We start from the raw sequence: 16,813 nt of genomic DNA, 5'->3' as shown, positions 1-16,813 counted from the left end.
CAAACGCTGCCCGGTTCCGTGACGCCGAGGCATTTCATGACAAACCGTTTTTCTTTTGAGCTGAAAGCCACTGATGGCAAAGCCCGCACCGGTGTGATTCAGACGCCCCGGGGTGAGGTGCGCACACCCGCCTTCATGCCGGTGGGAACCGCCGCTACGGTCAAAGCCATGCTGCCCGAAAGCGTGCGCGCCACCGGTGCGGATATCCTTTTGGGCAACACCTACCATCTGATGCTGCGCCCCACCGCGGAACGGATCGACCGGCTGGGCGGTCTGCACAAATTCATGAACTGGGACCGTCCGATCCTGACGGATTCTGGCGGTTTTCAGGTGATGTCTCTGGCCGGGCTGCGCAAGCTCACCGAGAAAGGTGTTACGTTCAAATCCCATATCGATGGGTCCAAACACGAGTTGACGCCCGAGCGTTCGATGGAGATCCAGCGTCTGCTGGGCTCTGACATTGTCATGTGTTTTGACGAATGCCCGGCGCTGCCTGCCGACCGGGACCGTCTGACCGAGTCGATGCGCCTGTCAATGCGGTGGGCGCAGCGGTCTCGTGACGCGTTTGGGGATCGACCGGGCCATGCCCTCTTTGGGATCATGCAAGGCGGTCTGGAACAGGATCTGCGCGAAGAAAGCGCCGAGGCCCTGACCTCGATCGGCTTTGACGGATACGCCGTGGGCGGTTTGGCTGTGGGCGAAGGGCAGGCGGCCATGTTTGACTGTCTGGACTATGCGCCTGATTTCTTGCCAAAAGACAAGCCGCGTTACCTGATGGGCGTTGGCAAACCCGATGACATCGTCGGCGCCGTGGCGCGCGGGATCGACATGATGGATTGCGTGCTGCCCTCACGTTCGGGGCGTACAGGGCAGGTCTTTACCCGGCGCGGTGTGGTGAACATCAAAAACGCCCGCCACGCCGATGATCCGCGTCCCTTGGACGAAGACTGCACATGCCCGGCCTGTACAAGTTACTCTCGCGCCTATCTGCACCATGTCTTCCGCTCAAACGAGATGATCGCCGGTATGTTGCTGACCTGGCACAATCTCCATTATTTCCAAGAGATTATGCAGGACATGCGCGATGCGGTCTCAGCAGGGACGTTTGAGGCTTGGCAGGCACAATTCCACGCCCAACGGGCGCAAGGCGACATCGAACCTCTCTAACCACTGCATTCTTGGAAAATTCGGTGGATATCTGTGCGGGATGCCTTGCAGTCCGCCGGGGCTTTGGCCATTCTGTTTCACGATAGACGATGACGAGGTTGAAAAGCGGTTCGAACCGCCCCACCTTTAACCATCCAAGACAGGAGACAGCCGAAGGTTGCCATACATGGGACCGGTGCTGTCTTGCCAATGATAAGGATAGAGCATGCAAGAGCCTCTGAATTCCTCATACCCCGTCCTGCCGCTGCGCGATATCGTGGTCTTCCCGCATATGATCGTGCCGCTGTTTGTGGGCCGAGACAAATCGGTCCGCGCGCTGGAAGAGGTGATGCAGGATGACAAGCAAATTCTGTTGTCGAGCCAGATTGATCCCGGTGTTGATGACCCGGAAACCGACGGTATTTACCGGTCGGGCGTTCTGGCCAATGTGCTGCAACTGCTGAAACTGCCCGATGGCACCGTCAAGGTGCTGGTCGAAGGGCAGGCGCGGGTTCAGATCACTGAGTTTCTTGAAAACGAAGATTTTTTTGAGGCCCGGGCCGAATATCTGACAGAGATCCCCGGCGACGTGACCACAACCGAGGCGCTGCTGCGCACCGTTGCGGATGAGTTCGAGCGCTATGCCAAAGTGCGCAAGAACATCCCCGAAGAAGCGTTGGCTGCAGTGGGTGAGACCACCGAGCCCGCCAAGCTGGCCGATTTGGTCTCGGGCCATTTGGGAATCGAGGTTGAGCAAAAGCAAGAACTGCTGGAAACCCTCAGTGTCAGCGAACGACTGGAAAAGGTCTATGGCCTGATGCAGGGCGAGATGTCGGTGCTGCAGGTCGAGAAAAAGATCAAAACGCGCGTCAAATCCCAGATGGAGAAGACGCAGCGTGAGTATTATCTGAATGAGCAGATGAAGGCCATTCAGAAAGAACTGGGCGATGGCGAGGATGGCAGCAACGAGGTTGCCGAGCTTGAGCAGAAGATCGCCGAGACCAAGCTGTCGAAAGAAGCGCTTGAGAAGGCCGAAGGTGAGCTGAAAAAGCTCAAGAATATGTCGCCCATGTCGGCTGAGGCCACTGTGGTGCGCAACTATCTGGATTGGATCCTGTCACTGCCGTGGGGCACGAAATCCCGTGTCAAAAAGGATCTGGGCCGCGCTCAGGAAATTCTGGACGCCGATCACTATGGGCTTGAGAAGGTCAAAGAACGGATCGTTGAATATCTTGCGGTCCAGCAGCGTTCGAAAAAGCTGAAAGGTCCGATCCTGTGCCTTGTCGGCCCTCCGGGCGTGGGGAAAACCTCGCTTGGTAAATCCGTTGCCAAGGCCACGGGGCGCGAATTTATTCGCATCTCGCTGGGCGGCGTGCGTGATGAATCCGAGATCCGGGGTCACCGCCGGACCTATATCGGCTCGATGCCAGGTAAGATCATCCAGGCGCTGAAAAAAGCGAAAACCACGAACCCGCTGATCTTGCTCGATGAGATTGACAAGATGGGTCAGGATTTCCGGGGCGACCCGGCCTCGGCCATGCTTGAGGTGTTGGACCCGGAACAGAACAACACGTTCATGGATCACTACCTCGAGGTCGAATATGACCTTTCGAACGTGATGTTCCTGACCACGTCGAACAGCTATAACATGCCCGGGCCGCTGCTTGATAGGATGGAGATCATCCCATTGGCCGGTTACACCGAGGAAGAAAAGAGCGAGATCGCCAAGCAGCACCTGATCGGCAAGCAGGTCAAGAACCACGGCCTTAAGGCCAAAGAGTTCGAACTGACCGATGAAGCGCTGCAATCCATCATCCGTACCTATACCCGCGAGGCTGGTGTGCGGAACCTCGAGCGTGAGATCGCCAAAGTGGCACGTAAATCGCTGACCAAGATCATCAAGAAAGAGGCGGAATCGGTCACCGTGACGCCCGACAATCTGGATGAGTTCCTGGGCGTGCCGAAATTCCGCTATGGTTTGGCCGAACAGGACGATCAGATTGGTGTGGTCACCGGGCTGGCCTGGACATCCGTTGGCGGTGACCTGCTGCATATCGAGGCGCTGAAACTGCCCGGTAAGGGGCGGATGAAGACCACCGGTAAGCTGGGCGATGTGATGAAGGAATCCATCGATGCCGCTTCGTCTTACGTGCGGTCGATTGCGCCCGAGATTGGTGTTAAGCCGCCGCAGTTCGACAAGATCGACATCCACGTGCACGTGCCCGATGGCGCGACGCCCAAAGATGGCCCGTCGGCCGGTCTGGCGATGGTAACCTCGATTGTGTCGGTTCTGACCGGTATTCCGGTGCGCAAAGACATCGCCATGACCGGAGAGGTATCATTGCGCGGGAACGCGATGCCAATTGGTGGTTTGAAGGAAAAACTGCTGGCCGCACTGCGCGGTGGCATCAAGACCGTGCTGATCCCGGAAGAGAATGAAAAGGATCTGGCGGATATCCCGGACAACGTGAAGGAAGGGCTGGAAATCATTGCGGTCAAACATGTTTCCGAAGTTTTGGAGCAAGCCTTGACCCGCACGCCTGAACCGATCGAATGGGACGAAGCCGCTGAAGAAGCCGCAGCGGCGGCGGCCAAAGCTGCAGAAAGCTCAGGCCCGTCAGCAACCGCGCACTAAAACCGATTTCAAGCTTACTGAGAGGGCGGGGATCAAACCCCGCCTTTTTTGTAGCGACACGCACCAGACCAATCCGGGCCTGCTGAGCTGTCAGCGCGGCGCAAAATCTGCTAAGATGGGGCCATTGTATATCTATTTTTCAGGAGATTATTATGGCGGACGCCCCTCGGACGCATGCGAAAACAGCGCGGGACTCCTACGCAAAGAAAGAAGAGCCCGGTAAGTTCATTGTTCGCTCAACACAAGAGTTTATCACTTTCGAAAACCAAGACTGCAGCTTGTTGGACTCCGTGCTTGCAGCGCAGGATCAGTTCAGGCCCCCTCTGTCACTGCCCAGCAGTCGTTTTGGTCCATTTCGGGGCCCGGATGATTTCGCAACCGTTCCGGCACCGCATCTTCGAGTCGCGTTTCTGTTGATGAGAATGACAAATACTGTAGTCAGCGGATCGGGCATTTCGGGCGCCTTCGTTCATTGGGCCGGAGAAAGCACCGTCGCCAACGAAGAAATCAACGGCCCGTTCACCTTGTCCGCCCCAGCCCCCGGGGCTGTGATCAACACGAACTCGAACAATGGGATCTATCAAGGCTTGGCCATTGATGCATGCGGATTGTCGGTTTCTTATCCCGTGCAACTCGACAGTTGGATAACTCCAACACCATTCACGAATTCAGATGAAGAGTTTGGTCGTGTCAGCTTGCAAGATAAAGACACTCTAGATTCCGCGGGCCTTTACAATTTCGGTTATTTGATCCGAGCGGAAGACGGCAGCGACGTCTCGGATTTCACTTTCAGCGGTCTTGTGTCAGTCTTTTGCAAATCCGAGCCGGATTTCGACTAAACAGCGCATCAGCCGGGTTTTGGCAGTCTGAAAAAACGGGAAGACAGAGCTTCTCCGCACCGACCAGCATTCGGTTCAAAACAGTCCTAAGAATCAGTGCATTCTCGATTTGGTTGATACTGCCAACCCGTTTTGGTTTTCCGTAAGGCATATACACGGGGTCACGCGAACCCCGTGCGCTTGGTTTCACCAATCGTATTACAAGATGAAGTCGTCTGCCGTCAGGTTGTGAAGACCTTCCAGGTAAATGATCATCTCTGGGTCTTTGTCGTTATCAGTGTCGACGTAAACAAGAGTGTGATCGTTTGCCGTCCCAGGCTGGTTCACTTTCTTATAGTAGACTTCACCTTGGTCAGATGTTCCAGCAGGCTTTTTCCCTTTGAAAATAAACTCATCGTCGCCCGCCAATATGGTGCTTGCGTCAATGGCACTTAGATCAATCTTGTCGACGCCGACCTGGAAGTCTCTGATCACATCGGCCTTTGACACACTGGCTTTGCTCTCGCTGGTTGATCGATAGACAAATTCGTCCGCGCCACTGCCGCCGATCATCAAGTCTTTGCCTTTGCCGCCGATCAGCGTGTCGTTACCCGAGCCACCTACCAATTTGTCCCGATTTCCCTGGCCGCTCAAAGTGTCATCGCCAGATCGACCCTTCAACTTGTTCTCAGCGCCGTTTCCGGTGATCTGGTCACTATTTGTGGACCCCTGGACATTTTCGATTTTCAGAATGGTGTCGGTTCCATAACCAGTGTCCTGAGCGGATTTCTTTGTCAGGTCGATTGACGCTGCAGCGTTCCCCGAGATCCTGATCCAGTCTTTGCCAGAGCCGCCGTGGATAATGTCGTTTCCGTCTCCGTTGGTGAAAATAATGTTGTCAACATCGCCTCCACCGATGACGCGATCGTTCCCGGATCCGCCGGTCAGTTGGTCTTTGCCGCTACCACCTTTCAATATGTCGTTGCCGCTTTGGCCGCGGATCGTGTCGTTCCCATCGCGCCCTTTGAGTTTATTGTTCACTTCGTTGCCGACGATAAGATCGTTGCCCTTGCCACCAATGGCGTTTTCGATGACGACCCCGTTGGCGATCGTAAAGCCACCGCGAATACCCTTCGCATAGCTGGGAACACCACCCGCATCGTTGCCAACAAGATCGGCGTCATTCAGGTTGATTTTGACTCTCTTGGTTAGGCCGGCGGCTGAAATCGTGTCATTGCCGCCTGTGTCCCATATTGCCTGCCAATAGGTTCCGGGCGCGTTTGCATCCGGTAACTGATACACGTTGTCCCCGCGTTTGTGCTGCGCGACGCCATAGATTTCCTGCAAGGCAGCAATATCCAATGCCATCGGGCCAACAACGCTTCCGTAGTTCAGAGATTTTAGCGGCAGCTTTGAGGCATAGCCCGGATTGTAGGACATGATGGTAAAGATGGCCTGATTCTGACCATCGGTGCCGAAGTCGTTAAAGGGCCGTGTCACACCTGGGAAAACAGAAGAACCGCCGCCGTTGTCATGTGGGTGGGCAAGACCGAGACCGTGTAAAATTTCGTGCGTGATGATGGCGAAACCTTCACCACCTTTCTGCACCGCAGATTTGCTCAAATAAGGTGAGTCGTAGGCAAAAACGCCTGTCATCGCACTGGAGCCAAAATTACCGAACAGCGGAGTGTCACCAGGTACCTGGTGAAAGCCAACAATACCATTTCCCCCAAGGGCATTGCTTGAGAAGAGCGAGTATGACAGGTCAACTTGATTGATCGTCCCGTTTCCAGCCAGGAATCCCTTTTCATTAAACTGTATCGGAATAATGGTTTCAATCAGGTCGAAAGCTTTGCGTATTGCGGTTTTCATATAGCCGCTGAACGCCTGTTGACCAAATGTTCCGTTGTCGAACGAATAGGTGATCACACCGTTGCTCGAAGTGGTGTTCCAGGACGTGCCCCAAATCAGACTGTCCACGTAAACGTTGCCAGTGGGATTGTTCCCCGGGGAAGAGGTCGCGATTGCCATTTCCGTCAGTTCTCTCTGTCTAATTTCATACGGATCCGAAAAAGCCGTCTTGATCCGATGTTCGTTTTCCTTGCACCAATAGTGCGTAAACTATGCGTTACAGTTATAAATCTCAGGGTAGTCACCTTAAGATTGACTGCAAGCTATTCAGATCGTCTGTCCGGTGCTGCGTTGCGCAGAAGTATCACTTTTTCAGTCGCGGCATCCGAATAGGTAAACCTTTTTAATATGTTAGATATTTTTGAATGCCAGTTGTGATCGCTGTATTTCTGGAATTGTTGTTTTTTAACTTTTTGAGCAGCCTGCAACTATAGGGTGTTCTGGAGGTCATTGTTTATCGTCATGCCGAAGGCGCCAGATCTCCGTCATTGCCTGGCACGCTGTGACTGGTCGCATGAATCTGAGGAAGCCTGGTGAAAGTTCGGCCAATCTCAAAAAACTTCAAAACGCCGCTTGACGCTGCTCGACCATAGCCATAATACACCCCAACGTTCCATCAGGAACGGGCAGTGGGCGGTTGTAGCTCAGTTGGTTAGAGTACCGGCCTGTCACGCCGGGGGTCGCGGGTTCGAGCCCCGTCAACCGCGCCATCACTGTCAGCCTTTGATCCAGGCAAACGGATCGCACAGAGACCCAAAATGCGCGGTTGTAGCTCAGTTGGTTAGAGTACCGGCCTGTCACGCCGGGGGTCGCGGGTTCGAGCCCCGTCAACCGCGCCATTTTTCTCTTGGGTCCGCACTTTCAGATATCAATTCGCTGCAAAACGCATCTGCTATGATCTTGGTGAGCGCTGCCTTGGCGAAAACTGGCATGTTCGCTTATTGTTCTAACTTTTCTGTTGGAGACTCAGCGTGGCTCAACTATCTCTTAACCACTTGATTGTTGGGGGCCCGAGATGGCTGAGCTGAAGAATATTGAGGTGCGCGGCGCGCGCGAGCATAATCTTAAAGGCATTGATGTCGATATTCCACGGGATCAGCTGGTCGTGATCACGGGTCTGTCGGGTTCGGGCAAATCCTCTTTGGCTTTTGACACGATCTATGCGGAAGGCCAACGGCGCTATGTCGAAAGCCTTTCTGCCTATGCGCGGCAGTTTCTGGATATGATGGAAAAGCCCGATGTGGATCACATCAGTGGGCTGTCTCCGGCAATCTCGATTGAGCAAAAGACCACGTCAAAAAACCCGCGTTCGACGGTCGGAACGGTCACAGAAATCTACGACTACTTGCGGCTGCTTTTTGCTCGCGCGGGCACACCCTATAGCCCCGCCACCGGCAAGCCGATTGAGGCACAACAGGTGCAGGACATGGTCGACCGGATCATGACCATGGAGGAGGGCACGCGTGGGTATTTGCTGGCCCCGATCGTCCGGGACCGGAAGGGTGAGTATAAGAAAGAGTTTCTGGAACTGCGCAAACAGGGGTTTCAGCGGGTCAAGGTGGATGGCGAATTCCATGAGCTCGACACGCCGCCAACGCTGGACAAGAAGTTCCGCCACGATATCGATGTGGTTGTCGACCGTCTGGTGGTGCGTGAGGGGATGGAGACGCGCTTGGCCGACAGTTTGCGCACTGCTCTGGATCTGGCTGATGGCATCGCCATTCTTGAAACGGCTCCAAAAGAGGGGGAGCCCGAGCGGATCACTTTCAGCGAAAACTTCGCTTGTCCGGTCAGCGGCTTTACCATCCCCGAAATCGAACCCCGGCTGTTTTCCTTCAACGCGCCGTTTGGGGCCTGCCCGGATTGTGATGGGCTGGGGGTTGAGCTGTTTTTTGACGAACGGCTTGTGGTGCCGGATCAGACGCTGAAACTCTATGACGGCGCGCTGGCGCCCTGGCGGAAGGGGAAATCCCCGTATTTCCTGCAAACCATCGAGGCGATTGCGCGTCACTATCAATTTGACAAGAGCACACCGTGGAAGGATCTGCCCGAAAAGGTCAAGCAGGTGTTCCTGCGCGGCTCGGGCGATGAGGAAATCCAGTTCCGTTATGACGAAGGCGGGCGGGTCTATCAGGTAACCCGCAGTTTCGAAGGGGTCATCCCAAATATGGAGCGGCGTTATCGCGAAACCGACAGCGCCTGGATCCGGGAAGAGTTCGAGCGCTATCAAAACAACCGCCCATGCGGCACCTGTGAAGGATACCGCCTGCGGGCCGAAGCCTTGGCCGTGAAGATTGCAGGATTGCATATCGGTCAGGTGGTGCAGATGTCGATCCGTGAGGCGTTGGCCTGGGTCGAAGATGCACCCAACCATCTGAGCGCGCAGAAAAACGAGATCGCGCGGGCGATATTGAAAGAGATCCGCGAGCGTCTGGGGTTCCTGAATAACGTTGGTTTGGAATACCTTACACTGTCACGTTCAAGCGGAACTCTGTCGGGTGGAGAAAGCCAGCGTATCCGTCTGGCCAGCCAGATCGGCTCGGGGCTGACAGGTGTTCTATACGTGCTGGATGAACCGTCCATAGGCCTTCATCAACGCGACAACGATCGCTTGCTGGGCACGCTCAAGAACCTGCGGGATCAGGGCAATACGGTGATCGTGGTCGAGCACGATGAAGAAGCCATACGCGAGGCCGATTACGTTTTTGATATCGGGCCCGGTGCCGGTGTTCATGGAGGGCAGGTGGTCAGCCACGGGACGCCTTCTGACATCACGGCAGACGCGGCTTCGATCACCGGTCAGTATCTGGCCGGAACGCGCGAAATCCCGGTTCCAACGGACCGTCGAAAGGGAAACAAGAAGAAACTGAAGGTGGTGAAGGCAACGGGCAATAATCTCAAAGAGGTGACCGTTGAGTTCCCACTGGGCAAGTTTGTTTGCGTGACCGGGGTATCAGGGGGCGGCAAGTCAACCCTGACGATTGAGACTTTGTTCAAAACGGCCTCGATGCGCCTGAACGGCGCGCGGCAGACGCCAGCGCCTTGTGAAACGATCAAAGGGTTGGAGCATCTGGACAAGGTCATTGATATCGACCAGCGACCTATCGGGCGGACTCCGCGTTCGAATCCAGCAACTTACACCGGGGCCTTCACCCCGATCCGGGACTGGTTTGCCGGTTTGCCTGAGGCCAAGGCTCGGGGCTACAAGCCCGGTCGGTTCAGCTTTAACGTCAAAGGGGGCCGGTGTGAGGCCTGTCAGGGTGATGGCGTCATCAAGATCGAGATGCACTTTCTGCCCGATGTCTATGTGACCTGCGAAACCTGCAAAGGCGCGCGGTACAATCGCGAGACGCTTGAGATCAAGTTCAAGGGCAAGTCCATCGCCGACGTGCTGGATATGACTGTGGAAGACGCGCAGGACTTCTTTAAGGCGGTTCCGTCAATCCGCGACAAGATGGACGCGCTGGCGCGTGTTGGGCTTGGCTATATCAAGGTCGGCCAGCAGGCGACGACCTTGTCGGGGGGTGAAGCGCAGCGGGTGAAACTTTCGAAAGAGTTGTCGAAACGCTCAACCGGACGCACGCTTTACATTCTGGATGAACCCACGACCGGCCTGCATTTCGAAGACGTGCGCAAGCTGTTGGAAGTGCTGCATGAATTGGTTGATCAGGGCAATACGGTCGTGGTGATCGAACACAACCTGGATGTAGTGAAAACAGCTGACCACATCATCGATATTGGCCCGGAGGGCGGCGACGGCGGCGGTGAGGTTGTTGCGACAGGCACACCTGAGCAGGTGGCTGAGGTCGAACGCAGCCATACGGGACGCTATTTGAAACCTATGCTGGGTGGCGCTCGGGTCGCGGCGGAGTGATATCCGGCCTCAGTACCGCGCGTAGCGGAACATGTGCCAGTGGCGCATCAGCGGTGGGAAGAAGATAAAGATGAAGCCAAACGCCACATAGGCGAAAATCATCATCGGGATCCACAGCAGGAACCCGATGATCCCCACAAAACCCGCGATGCGCGTTGCCGTTTGCGGCTGGAAAAAGCGATTGAGGGCGGCGTGAAACAGCCTGCCGCCATCCAACGGCATCAGCGGCAACATGTTGAACAGCGCCAGAAAAAGGTTCAGGTCGGCTGTTACAGCCAGAACCCAGCCCAGATCGGGCGATTTGACGTGCGGTTCCAGCAACGAACAGACGGCCCACAATGTCAGATTCACGATGGGGCCCATGGCCACGATCAACTCGTCTTCATAGGATGTTGTCGACCGGCGATGCTCGCAAAACCCGCCGCCGCCATAGAGAACGACGCGCTTGACCGGCACGCCCTGAATCAGACAGCCCCAGGCATGCCCCAACTCGTGCAGCAGGATCGATACGATCAGTATTGCCGCAAATCCAAGCGCATAGGGCAGGCTGTCGGGGTCGAAGTTGAACCCAACGATGATCAGAATCAGGAAAATCAGACTTTGGTTGACTTGGACCGGAACATTCCACGGTCCTTGAAACTGAAAAAGAGGTGTCTCGTTGCTCATGTACAATCCTCAAATGAATGAGGATTGTAGTCGCTTAGAATTGCGTCAAAAATTTGAAATTACACTCAAGGTTGCGAAATTGGCGTCTAACCGTTGACCAGGCGACACCTCCGCTGTGTTCCCTTTGGCTGAGTGTCAGTTCAGAATATCGACCACCGCGCCGATCAGGTTCAGCACCTTTCGTGTGTCTGGATCGACGCGATAAACGTAGTCACCCGCGCGGATGTAATAGTCATTGCGGTTGAGCCCATAGCGATAGGGATCTTTCACCCACCGATAATCGCCATTGATGTACTCTCCATTGCGGTAGAGCTTTTTGGCTTGGCCAGGCGGGACGCAGGGCACGGCTTTTTTGGCAAGCCCCGGAGGGCAATGCCCTGGCTTACCCTTGGCAAATGCAGTGACTGGCGTCAGCGACACAGCCACGACCATCGCCGTTTTTGTTAGTGCTTTGATCATTTCGCCATCCTTTTCTTTTGGCCAAAACGCCACAGCCCACGTCAGTAGATGGAGTTTTCCCCGGCCAATGTCAAAGGCGGCAGGCAAGTTGCCGCCAGATCGTCACGTGCGACCACGCTGTTCAAATCGCGGCAACATGGCGCTGAAATCCTGGCCCAGCCCGTTTTCGTGTTCGACAAACTGTTCGTAAAGCGCCATGGCGGCCTGACCCATGGGGGTATCGGCATCGGCGCTGTCTGCAGCCTGTTGGCTCAGACGTAAATCCTTGAGCATGAGCTCTGCCGCGAAGCCCGGCTGATAGCCGTTATCGGCCGGGCTTTGCGGGCCAACACCGGGGGCCGGGCAATAGGCGTTCATTGTCCAGCTATAGCCCGATGATGTGCTGACCACGTCAAACATCTTTTGCCGGTCCAGCCCCAGCTTGTCGGCCAGCGCAAAGGCCTCGCAAGTGGCGATCATGGTGACGCCCAGGATCATGTTGTTACAGATCTTGGCCGCCTGACCAGCGCCTGCTTCACCGCAATGCACCGCCTTCTGGCCCATGATCTCGAACAGGGGCGCGGCCCTGGCAAAAGCGGCCTCCGAACCGCCCGCCATAAAGGTGAGCGTGCCCGCCGCAGCCCCGCCGATACCACCAGACACTGGCGCATCAACGGCCAACAGACCGGCCTGAGTTGCCTGATCCGCCACCGCGCGGGCGCTGTCCACATCCACCGTTGAGCAATCGACAAGCGCGGCCCCGCTGGACATCGCTGGAATGATCTGATCGGCCACAGCGCGCAGGATCTGGCCATTGGGCAGCATGGTGATCACAACATCCGCGCCTGAGGCGGCCTCAGCGGCAGAGCCTGCCATCGCAACCCCTTCGACGCTGACATCGGCCATGTCAAAGCCGGTCACCGCGTGCCCCGCAGCGGCCAGATTGGCGGCCATCGGCGCGCCCATATTGCCCAATCCAATGAACCCGATTTTCATGGCTTAATCCTCCTCAAATGTCAGCCGGTCCGGCCCCAGGGGTTGTAGCATCTTTGACACCGCAACGGGGGGCACCACACCTTCCGCATGTTGCCATTTTGGGGTGCGATCCTTGTCGATGATCTGGGCCCGGATGCCTTCCAGAAAGTCGCTGTGCTGGGTGGCGCGGAAGGTGAAACGGTATTCCATCTCAAGCGCTTTGCGCATGGTCAGAGTGCTGGAGCGGAGCCGATGCAGCATCTCAACCGTCGCGGCCATCGACAGAGGTGAATTGCGCCCAAGGGCTTTTAAGGCTTTTTCCGAAAAGTCGGACGGGTTGTTCTGCAGCATATTGCGGATATCTGTCAGCGTCTCACCGTCGAAGTAATGGTCGATATCCCGTTGCATGTCTTTCAATGTGCTGTCGGGCAGGGGCTGAGCATGTTGCGCGATCGGCTCGGCACTGCCCGAGGCTTCGAGCAGTTCGATCACCTCGGGCCAGATATCCCGTGGAATATAGTGATCAGCAAACCCGGCATAAATCGCATCCGCTGGCCCCATGCGATGCCCGGTGGTGCCCAGATATTCGCCAAGCCGCCCCGGTGCCAAAGCCAGCATCAGAGATCCACCGACATCAGGGATCAACCCGATCGAACATTCCGGCATGGCGATTTGTGACGTTTCACAGACCACGCGGTGACTGCCGTGGCAGCCTATGCCAACCCCGCCGCCCATGGTGAAGCCTTGCAGAAAGCTGATCACCGGCTTGGGGTATTCAAAGATCATCGCGTTCAGGCGGTATTCGTCGCGCCAAAAGGTCTGACCATAGGAGTGATTGCCTTGGGTTGCTGCAGCATAAAGCTCGGCAATATCACCGCCCGAGCAGAACGCCTTGTCGCCTTCGGCATCCAGAATGATCAGATCGACCTCATCGTCTTCGCGCCAGTTCCGTAAGGCGGTATCGATGGCCATGCACATTTCATAGCTGAGCGCATTCAACGCCTGCGGCCGTGTCAGAGTAATGCGCCCGGCGCGGCCGGTGGTGCGAATATCAATATCGGACATAGGAACCTCAGCGAGCGGACAGCATCTGGCGTGAGACGATCAAGCGCATGATTTCATTGGTGCCTTCCAGTATCTGATGCACCCGCAGATCGCGCACAAGCTTTTCGATGCCGTAATCGGCCAGATAGCCATAGCCACCATGCAGTTGCAGGCATTGATCCACCACTTTTGACCCGGTCTCGGTCACGAATTTCTTGGCCATGGCGCAGAATTTAGTTGCATCTGGCGCGCCCTGATCCAGCTTCCACGCGGCTTGACGCAAAAAGACACGGGCGGCCTGCAATTCAATCTCCATATCGGCCAGACGAAACTGAAGCGCCTGGAATTGATCGATGGACTGGCCAAAAGCCTTGCGCTCGGACATATATTGCATTGTCATGTCCAAGCCGGCTTGCGCCGCACCCAGAGAACAGGCCGAGATATTCAACCGCCCGCCATCCAGCCCCAACATGGCGTATTTGAACCCGTCGCCTTCGGTGCCCACAAGGTTGTCGGCGGGTATTTTGCAATCATCAAACTGGACTTGCGCCGTGGGTTGGCTTTTCCAACCCATCTTCTGTTCCAGAGCACCGAAACTCAGGCCGGGGGCACCGTCTTCGACATAAACGGTCGAAATCCCTTTGGGGCCGTCCTGACCAGTGCGCACCATGCAGACATAGGCGTCGGAGTAGCCACCGCCTGAGATGAACGCCTTGGTGCCGTTCAGCACATAGCCTTCGTTGTTGCGTTCCGCCCGGGTTTTCAGCGCAGCCGCATCCGAGCCTGATCCGGGCTCGGTCAGGCAGTAGCTGAGCACCGTGTTCAAGCTGAGAATATCGGGCATGACGCGGGATTTCAGCGTATCACTGGCAAAGCTGTCCAACATCTTGGCGCACATATTGTGAATCGACAAAAACGCGGCAACCGACGGGCAGGCCATCGACAGGGCCTCGAACACCAGTGTGGCGTCCAGACGGCTGAGCCCTGAGCCGCCACTTTCCTCCGAAACATATAGACTGCCGAACCCAAGCTCTCCGACCTTCGGCCACAGGTCCTTTGGGATGGTCCCATCAGCTTCCCATTGGCGCGCATAGGGCGCGATATGATCCTGCCCAAAAGCATAAGCCATGTCGAAAATGGCTGTCTGTTCCTCGGTCAATGCGAAATCCATGGCAGGCCTTCCCGTGTCTTTAGAATTGAACGGTTGTTTATTTCCTAATCCTTACAGAAATTTTTCAGCCCCGGCAAACGGTCTGGGCGCATTTGTTGGATCACCGGGTTTGGTGTAGGCTGCAGGCATTTAGAGATCGATTTTTGAAGGAGTATCTTGATGTCCGGTTCCAAGATCGCCGTAGTCGTCATTCACGGTATGGGCAGCCAGTTCAGCGGCCAAAAGCAACCCTCTACAGCCATTACCTTTTCCCGCGATTTGCACAAACGCGTGTCGCGTGAGTTGGGCTCGAATTTTGACGACGTCGCGTGGCACGAGATCGTTTGGGCGCATGTATTGCAAAAGCGACAGGATGAGTACCTGGCCAAGATAAAACGGCGCACCGGATATGACGACGTGCGCAGTTTTGTGGTTCACAACCTTTCAGATGCGGCGTCTTATCGGAAAACCTCGGATGGAAATGACGCGATCTATGAGAATATCCACGCCGAGATTGATCGCGTGATGGAAGACGTTCGCCGCGCGGTCGGCAATAACGCCCCTGTCTTGCTGCTTGCGCATTCCTTGGGTGGCCACATCATGTCGAACTATATTTACGACCATCAAAATCATCTGAGAAAAACCGGCCAGACCCTGTTCAATTCGCCGGTCCGCAACATGCAGACAGTGGCCGGCATCATGACCTTTGGCTGCAACATCCCGATTTTCCTTTTTGCCTATCCCGAGTCACAGATTTTCCCGATTGAACCGCCTCGGTCGGCGGTGCCACCAGCCATGAGGTTCAAGACCTGGTGGTACAACTTCTATGATAAGCACGATGTTCTAGGATTCCCGCTACGCGACTGCGCGGATCGTTACGATGCTTTGGTCGCGTCCAAGCAACTGCGCGATGTACCGATCAATTCGGGCAATATCTTCACCTCGTGGAACCCGTTGTCGCATAACGGATATTGGAAAGACCCGGATTTCTATGAACCGGTAAGCCGGATGATCAAGAACATGCTGCGCGCGCTTTAAAGGTCCGCGTGGAACTCTTCGATCAAGTGGCGCACCACGGCTTGCCCGGGGTCTTCGTCGCGGGCCACTGCCTCGGCGTGAACACGGCGTTGTCGTGTGGCTGAGGTTCCGTTCTCTGCAATCTGACGCAACCGGGCAAGTTCGGTCATCGTACCGAGCGCCTCGGCGTCTTCGGCCAACATGCCCATGAGTTCCCCCATCAACTCTGCCATGGGTTTGATGGATCGGTCTCCAAAATCGATCAAGCCTTCGCCCACGCCGTAGCGCTGCGCGCGCCAGCGGTTCTCACCGATCAAGAAGCGATCATAGTAGCGCCAGCGCAGGTTTCTCTCTTTCAGTCGGCACAACATGCGGGTCAGGGCCTGCACAAGTGCGGCCAGGGACAGTGTGTGCTCTAACCGGGGCTGTACATCCATGATCCGCGTTTCAAGGGTTGGAAAACGGTGCGACGGGCGCAGATCCCACCAGATCTTGCTGGTGTCTTCGATCACACCAAGCTCGACCAGAATACCAGTGGTGCGCTCATATTCGGCCCAACTGCCAAAGATCGGTGGCAATCCAGTGCGCGGCAGGTTGTCAAACACGGTCAAACGGTACGACGACAACCCCGTGTCTTCACCACCCCAATAGGGCGAGGATGTGGACAGGGCCAGAAGATGCGGCAGAAAGTATGAAAGCTGGGGCATCAGATCAGCGCGCAGGGCAGGGTCTGCGACACCTACATGGACGTGCATCCCACAGATCAACATGCGCCGTGCAACGCCACCCAGGGCGTGTTGCAGCTCATCATAGCGCTCCTTGCGCGTGTGATGCTGGTCTTTCCAGTTCGCAAACGGGTGGCAGGACACTGCGATCGGCGCCAGATTATACTCTGCTGCGCGTTGCGACACGCAGGACCGCAACCGTTTCAGATCTTCACGCGCAGATCGGATCGTCGAATGGGGGCGGGTGCCTACTTCGATCTGGCATTGCAGGAATTCGGGGCTAACCTGTCCTTCGAAATCGGCCTGACAGGCCGCCATCAAGGCTTCGGGCGCTTCGGCAAGCTGCAGGCTGTCGCGGTCAACCAACAGGTATTCTTCTTCGATCCCAAGCGTAAAGTCTTGCTGCATCGCACC

12 protein-coding genes and 2 tRNA genes are annotated in these 16,813 nt (G+C 56.0%); 7 read left to right on the top strand and 7 right to left on the bottom strand.

Features of this window, described 5'->3' with window-relative positions; translation table 11 throughout:
• Positions 1-36 precede the first annotated feature (36 nt).
• From tgt to GOV38_RS03075, 3 genes are all read left to right on the top strand, one after another.
• On the top strand, positions 37-1,167 hold the full coding sequence (gene tgt, locus GOV38_RS03085) for a tRNA guanosine(34) transglycosylase Tgt (protein WP_171207583.1): 1,131 nt from the start codon (positions 37-39) through the stop codon (positions 1,165-1,167).
• Positions 1,168-1,372: 205 nt separating this feature from the next.
• On the top strand, positions 1,373-3,781 hold the full coding sequence (gene lon / locus GOV38_RS03080; protein WP_171207582.1) for an endopeptidase La: 2,409 nt from the start codon (positions 1,373-1,375) through the stop codon (positions 3,779-3,781).
• A gap of 422 nt (positions 3,782-4,203) precedes the next feature.
• On the top strand, positions 4,204-4,620 hold the full coding sequence (locus GOV38_RS03075; protein WP_171207581.1) for a hypothetical protein: 417 nt from the start codon (positions 4,204-4,206) through the stop codon (positions 4,618-4,620).
• Positions 4,621-4,818: 198 nt separating this feature from the next.
• Here GOV38_RS03075 and GOV38_RS03070 read toward each other — a convergent pair whose 3' ends face one another.
• Positions 4,819-6,630, bottom strand: a complete 1,812-nt coding sequence (locus GOV38_RS03070; protein WP_171207580.1) for a M10 family metallopeptidase — start codon at positions 6,628-6,630, stop codon at positions 4,819-4,821.
• A 513-nt stretch (positions 6,631-7,143) separates the two neighbouring features.
• On the opposite strand from GOV38_RS03070, the gene GOV38_RS03065 reads away from it, so the two are divergent.
• The 3 genes from GOV38_RS03065 to uvrA all read left to right on the top strand — a co-directional run bounded on the left by GOV38_RS03065 (position 7,144) and on the right by uvrA (position 10,384).
• A tRNA-Asp gene (locus GOV38_RS03065) sits at positions 7,144-7,220 on the top strand.
• Between the two features lie 52 nt (positions 7,221-7,272).
• Positions 7,273-7,349 (top strand) — tRNA-Asp (locus tag GOV38_RS03060).
• A gap of 176 nt (positions 7,350-7,525) precedes the next feature.
• The gene (uvrA, locus tag GOV38_RS03055; protein WP_171207579.1) at positions 7,526-10,384 is read left to right on the top strand and encodes an excinuclease ABC subunit UvrA; all 2,859 of its coding nucleotides are present in this window, start codon (positions 7,526-7,528) and stop codon (positions 10,382-10,384) included.
• Positions 10,385-10,393: 9 nt separating this feature from the next.
• On the opposite strand, the gene GOV38_RS03050 is transcribed toward uvrA, so the two are convergent.
• The 5 genes from GOV38_RS03050 to GOV38_RS03030 all read right to left on the bottom strand — a co-directional run bounded on the left by GOV38_RS03050 (position 10,394) and on the right by GOV38_RS03030 (position 14,678).
• Positions 10,394-11,050 (bottom strand): site-2 protease family protein, encoded by a 657-nt coding sequence (locus GOV38_RS03050; RefSeq protein ID WP_171129288.1) that lies wholly within the window; start codon positions 11,048-11,050, stop codon positions 10,394-10,396.
• Between the two features lie 135 nt (positions 11,051-11,185).
• On the bottom strand, positions 11,186-11,509 hold the full coding sequence (locus tag GOV38_RS03045; protein WP_254430431.1) for a hypothetical protein: 324 nt from the start codon (positions 11,507-11,509) through the stop codon (positions 11,186-11,188).
• A gap of 102 nt (positions 11,510-11,611) precedes the next feature.
• The gene (gene mmsB, locus GOV38_RS03040; RefSeq protein WP_171207578.1) at positions 11,612-12,484 is read right to left on the bottom strand and encodes a 3-hydroxyisobutyrate dehydrogenase; all 873 of its coding nucleotides are present in this window, start codon (positions 12,482-12,484) and stop codon (positions 11,612-11,614) included.
• A 3-nt stretch (positions 12,485-12,487) separates the two neighbouring features.
• Positions 12,488-13,528 (bottom strand): enoyl-CoA hydratase/isomerase family protein, encoded by a 1,041-nt coding sequence (locus GOV38_RS03035; RefSeq protein WP_171207577.1) that lies wholly within the window; start codon positions 13,526-13,528, stop codon positions 12,488-12,490.
• Positions 13,529-13,535: 7 nt separating this feature from the next.
• On the bottom strand, positions 13,536-14,678 hold the full coding sequence (locus GOV38_RS03030; RefSeq protein WP_171207576.1) for an acyl-CoA dehydrogenase family protein: 1,143 nt from the start codon (positions 14,676-14,678) through the stop codon (positions 13,536-13,538).
• Positions 14,679-14,837: 159 nt separating this feature from the next.
• On the opposite strand from GOV38_RS03030, the gene GOV38_RS03025 reads away from it, so the two are divergent.
• Complete coding sequence (locus GOV38_RS03025; protein ID WP_171207575.1) at positions 14,838-15,695, top strand: hypothetical protein; 858 nt, start codon at positions 14,838-14,840, stop codon at positions 15,693-15,695.
• On the opposite strand, the gene GOV38_RS03020 is transcribed toward GOV38_RS03025, so the two are convergent.
• Positions 15,692-16,807 (bottom strand): carboxylate-amine ligase, encoded by a 1,116-nt coding sequence (locus GOV38_RS03020; protein ID WP_171207574.1) that lies wholly within the window; start codon positions 16,805-16,807, stop codon positions 15,692-15,694. The genes GOV38_RS03025 and GOV38_RS03020 overlap by 4 nt on opposite strands.
• Positions 16,808-16,813 lie beyond the last annotated feature (6 nt).

It is taken from the genome of Ruegeria sp. HKCCA5839 (assembly GCF_013035585.1).
Taxonomy (GTDB): Bacteria; Pseudomonadota; Alphaproteobacteria; order Rhodobacterales; family Rhodobacteraceae; genus Ruegeria.
This window is presented reverse-complemented; position numbering and strand designations above follow the sequence as displayed.

Coding starts and splice junctions, on each gene's coding strand:
- GOV38_RS03075 (WP_171207581.1), top strand. CDS start 4,204: ATGACAAATACTGTAGTCAGCGGATCGGGCATTTCGGGCGCCTTCGTT.
- GOV38_RS03050 (WP_171129288.1), bottom strand. CDS start 11,050: ATGAGCAACGAGACACCTCTTTTTCAGTTTCAAGGACCGTGGAATGTT.
- tgt (WP_171207583.1), top strand. CDS start 37: ATGACAAACCGTTTTTCTTTTGAGCTGAAAGCCACTGATGGCAAAGCC.
- GOV38_RS03045 (WP_254430431.1), bottom strand. CDS start 11,509: ATGATCAAAGCACTAACAAAAACGGCGATGGTCGTGGCTGTGTCGCTG.
- GOV38_RS03070 (WP_171207580.1), bottom strand. CDS start 6,630: ATGGCAATCGCGACCTCTTCCCCGGGGAACAATCCCACTGGCAACGTT.
- GOV38_RS03030 (WP_171207576.1), bottom strand. CDS start 14,678: ATGGATTTCGCATTGACCGAGGAACAGACAGCCATTTTCGACATGGCT.
- uvrA (WP_171207579.1), top strand. CDS start 7,526: ATGGCTGAGCTGAAGAATATTGAGGTGCGCGGCGCGCGCGAGCATAAT.
- GOV38_RS03035 (WP_171207577.1), bottom strand. CDS start 13,528: ATGTCCGATATTGATATTCGCACCACCGGCCGCGCCGGGCGCATTACT.
- mmsB (WP_171207578.1), bottom strand. CDS start 12,484: ATGAAAATCGGGTTCATTGGATTGGGCAATATGGGCGCGCCGATGGCC.
- lon (WP_171207582.1), top strand. CDS start 1,373: ATGCAAGAGCCTCTGAATTCCTCATACCCCGTCCTGCCGCTGCGCGAT.
- GOV38_RS03025 (WP_171207575.1), top strand. CDS start 14,838: ATGTCCGGTTCCAAGATCGCCGTAGTCGTCATTCACGGTATGGGCAGC.
- GOV38_RS03020 (WP_171207574.1), bottom strand. CDS start 16,807: ATGCAGCAAGACTTTACGCTTGGGATCGAAGAAGAATACCTGTTGGTT.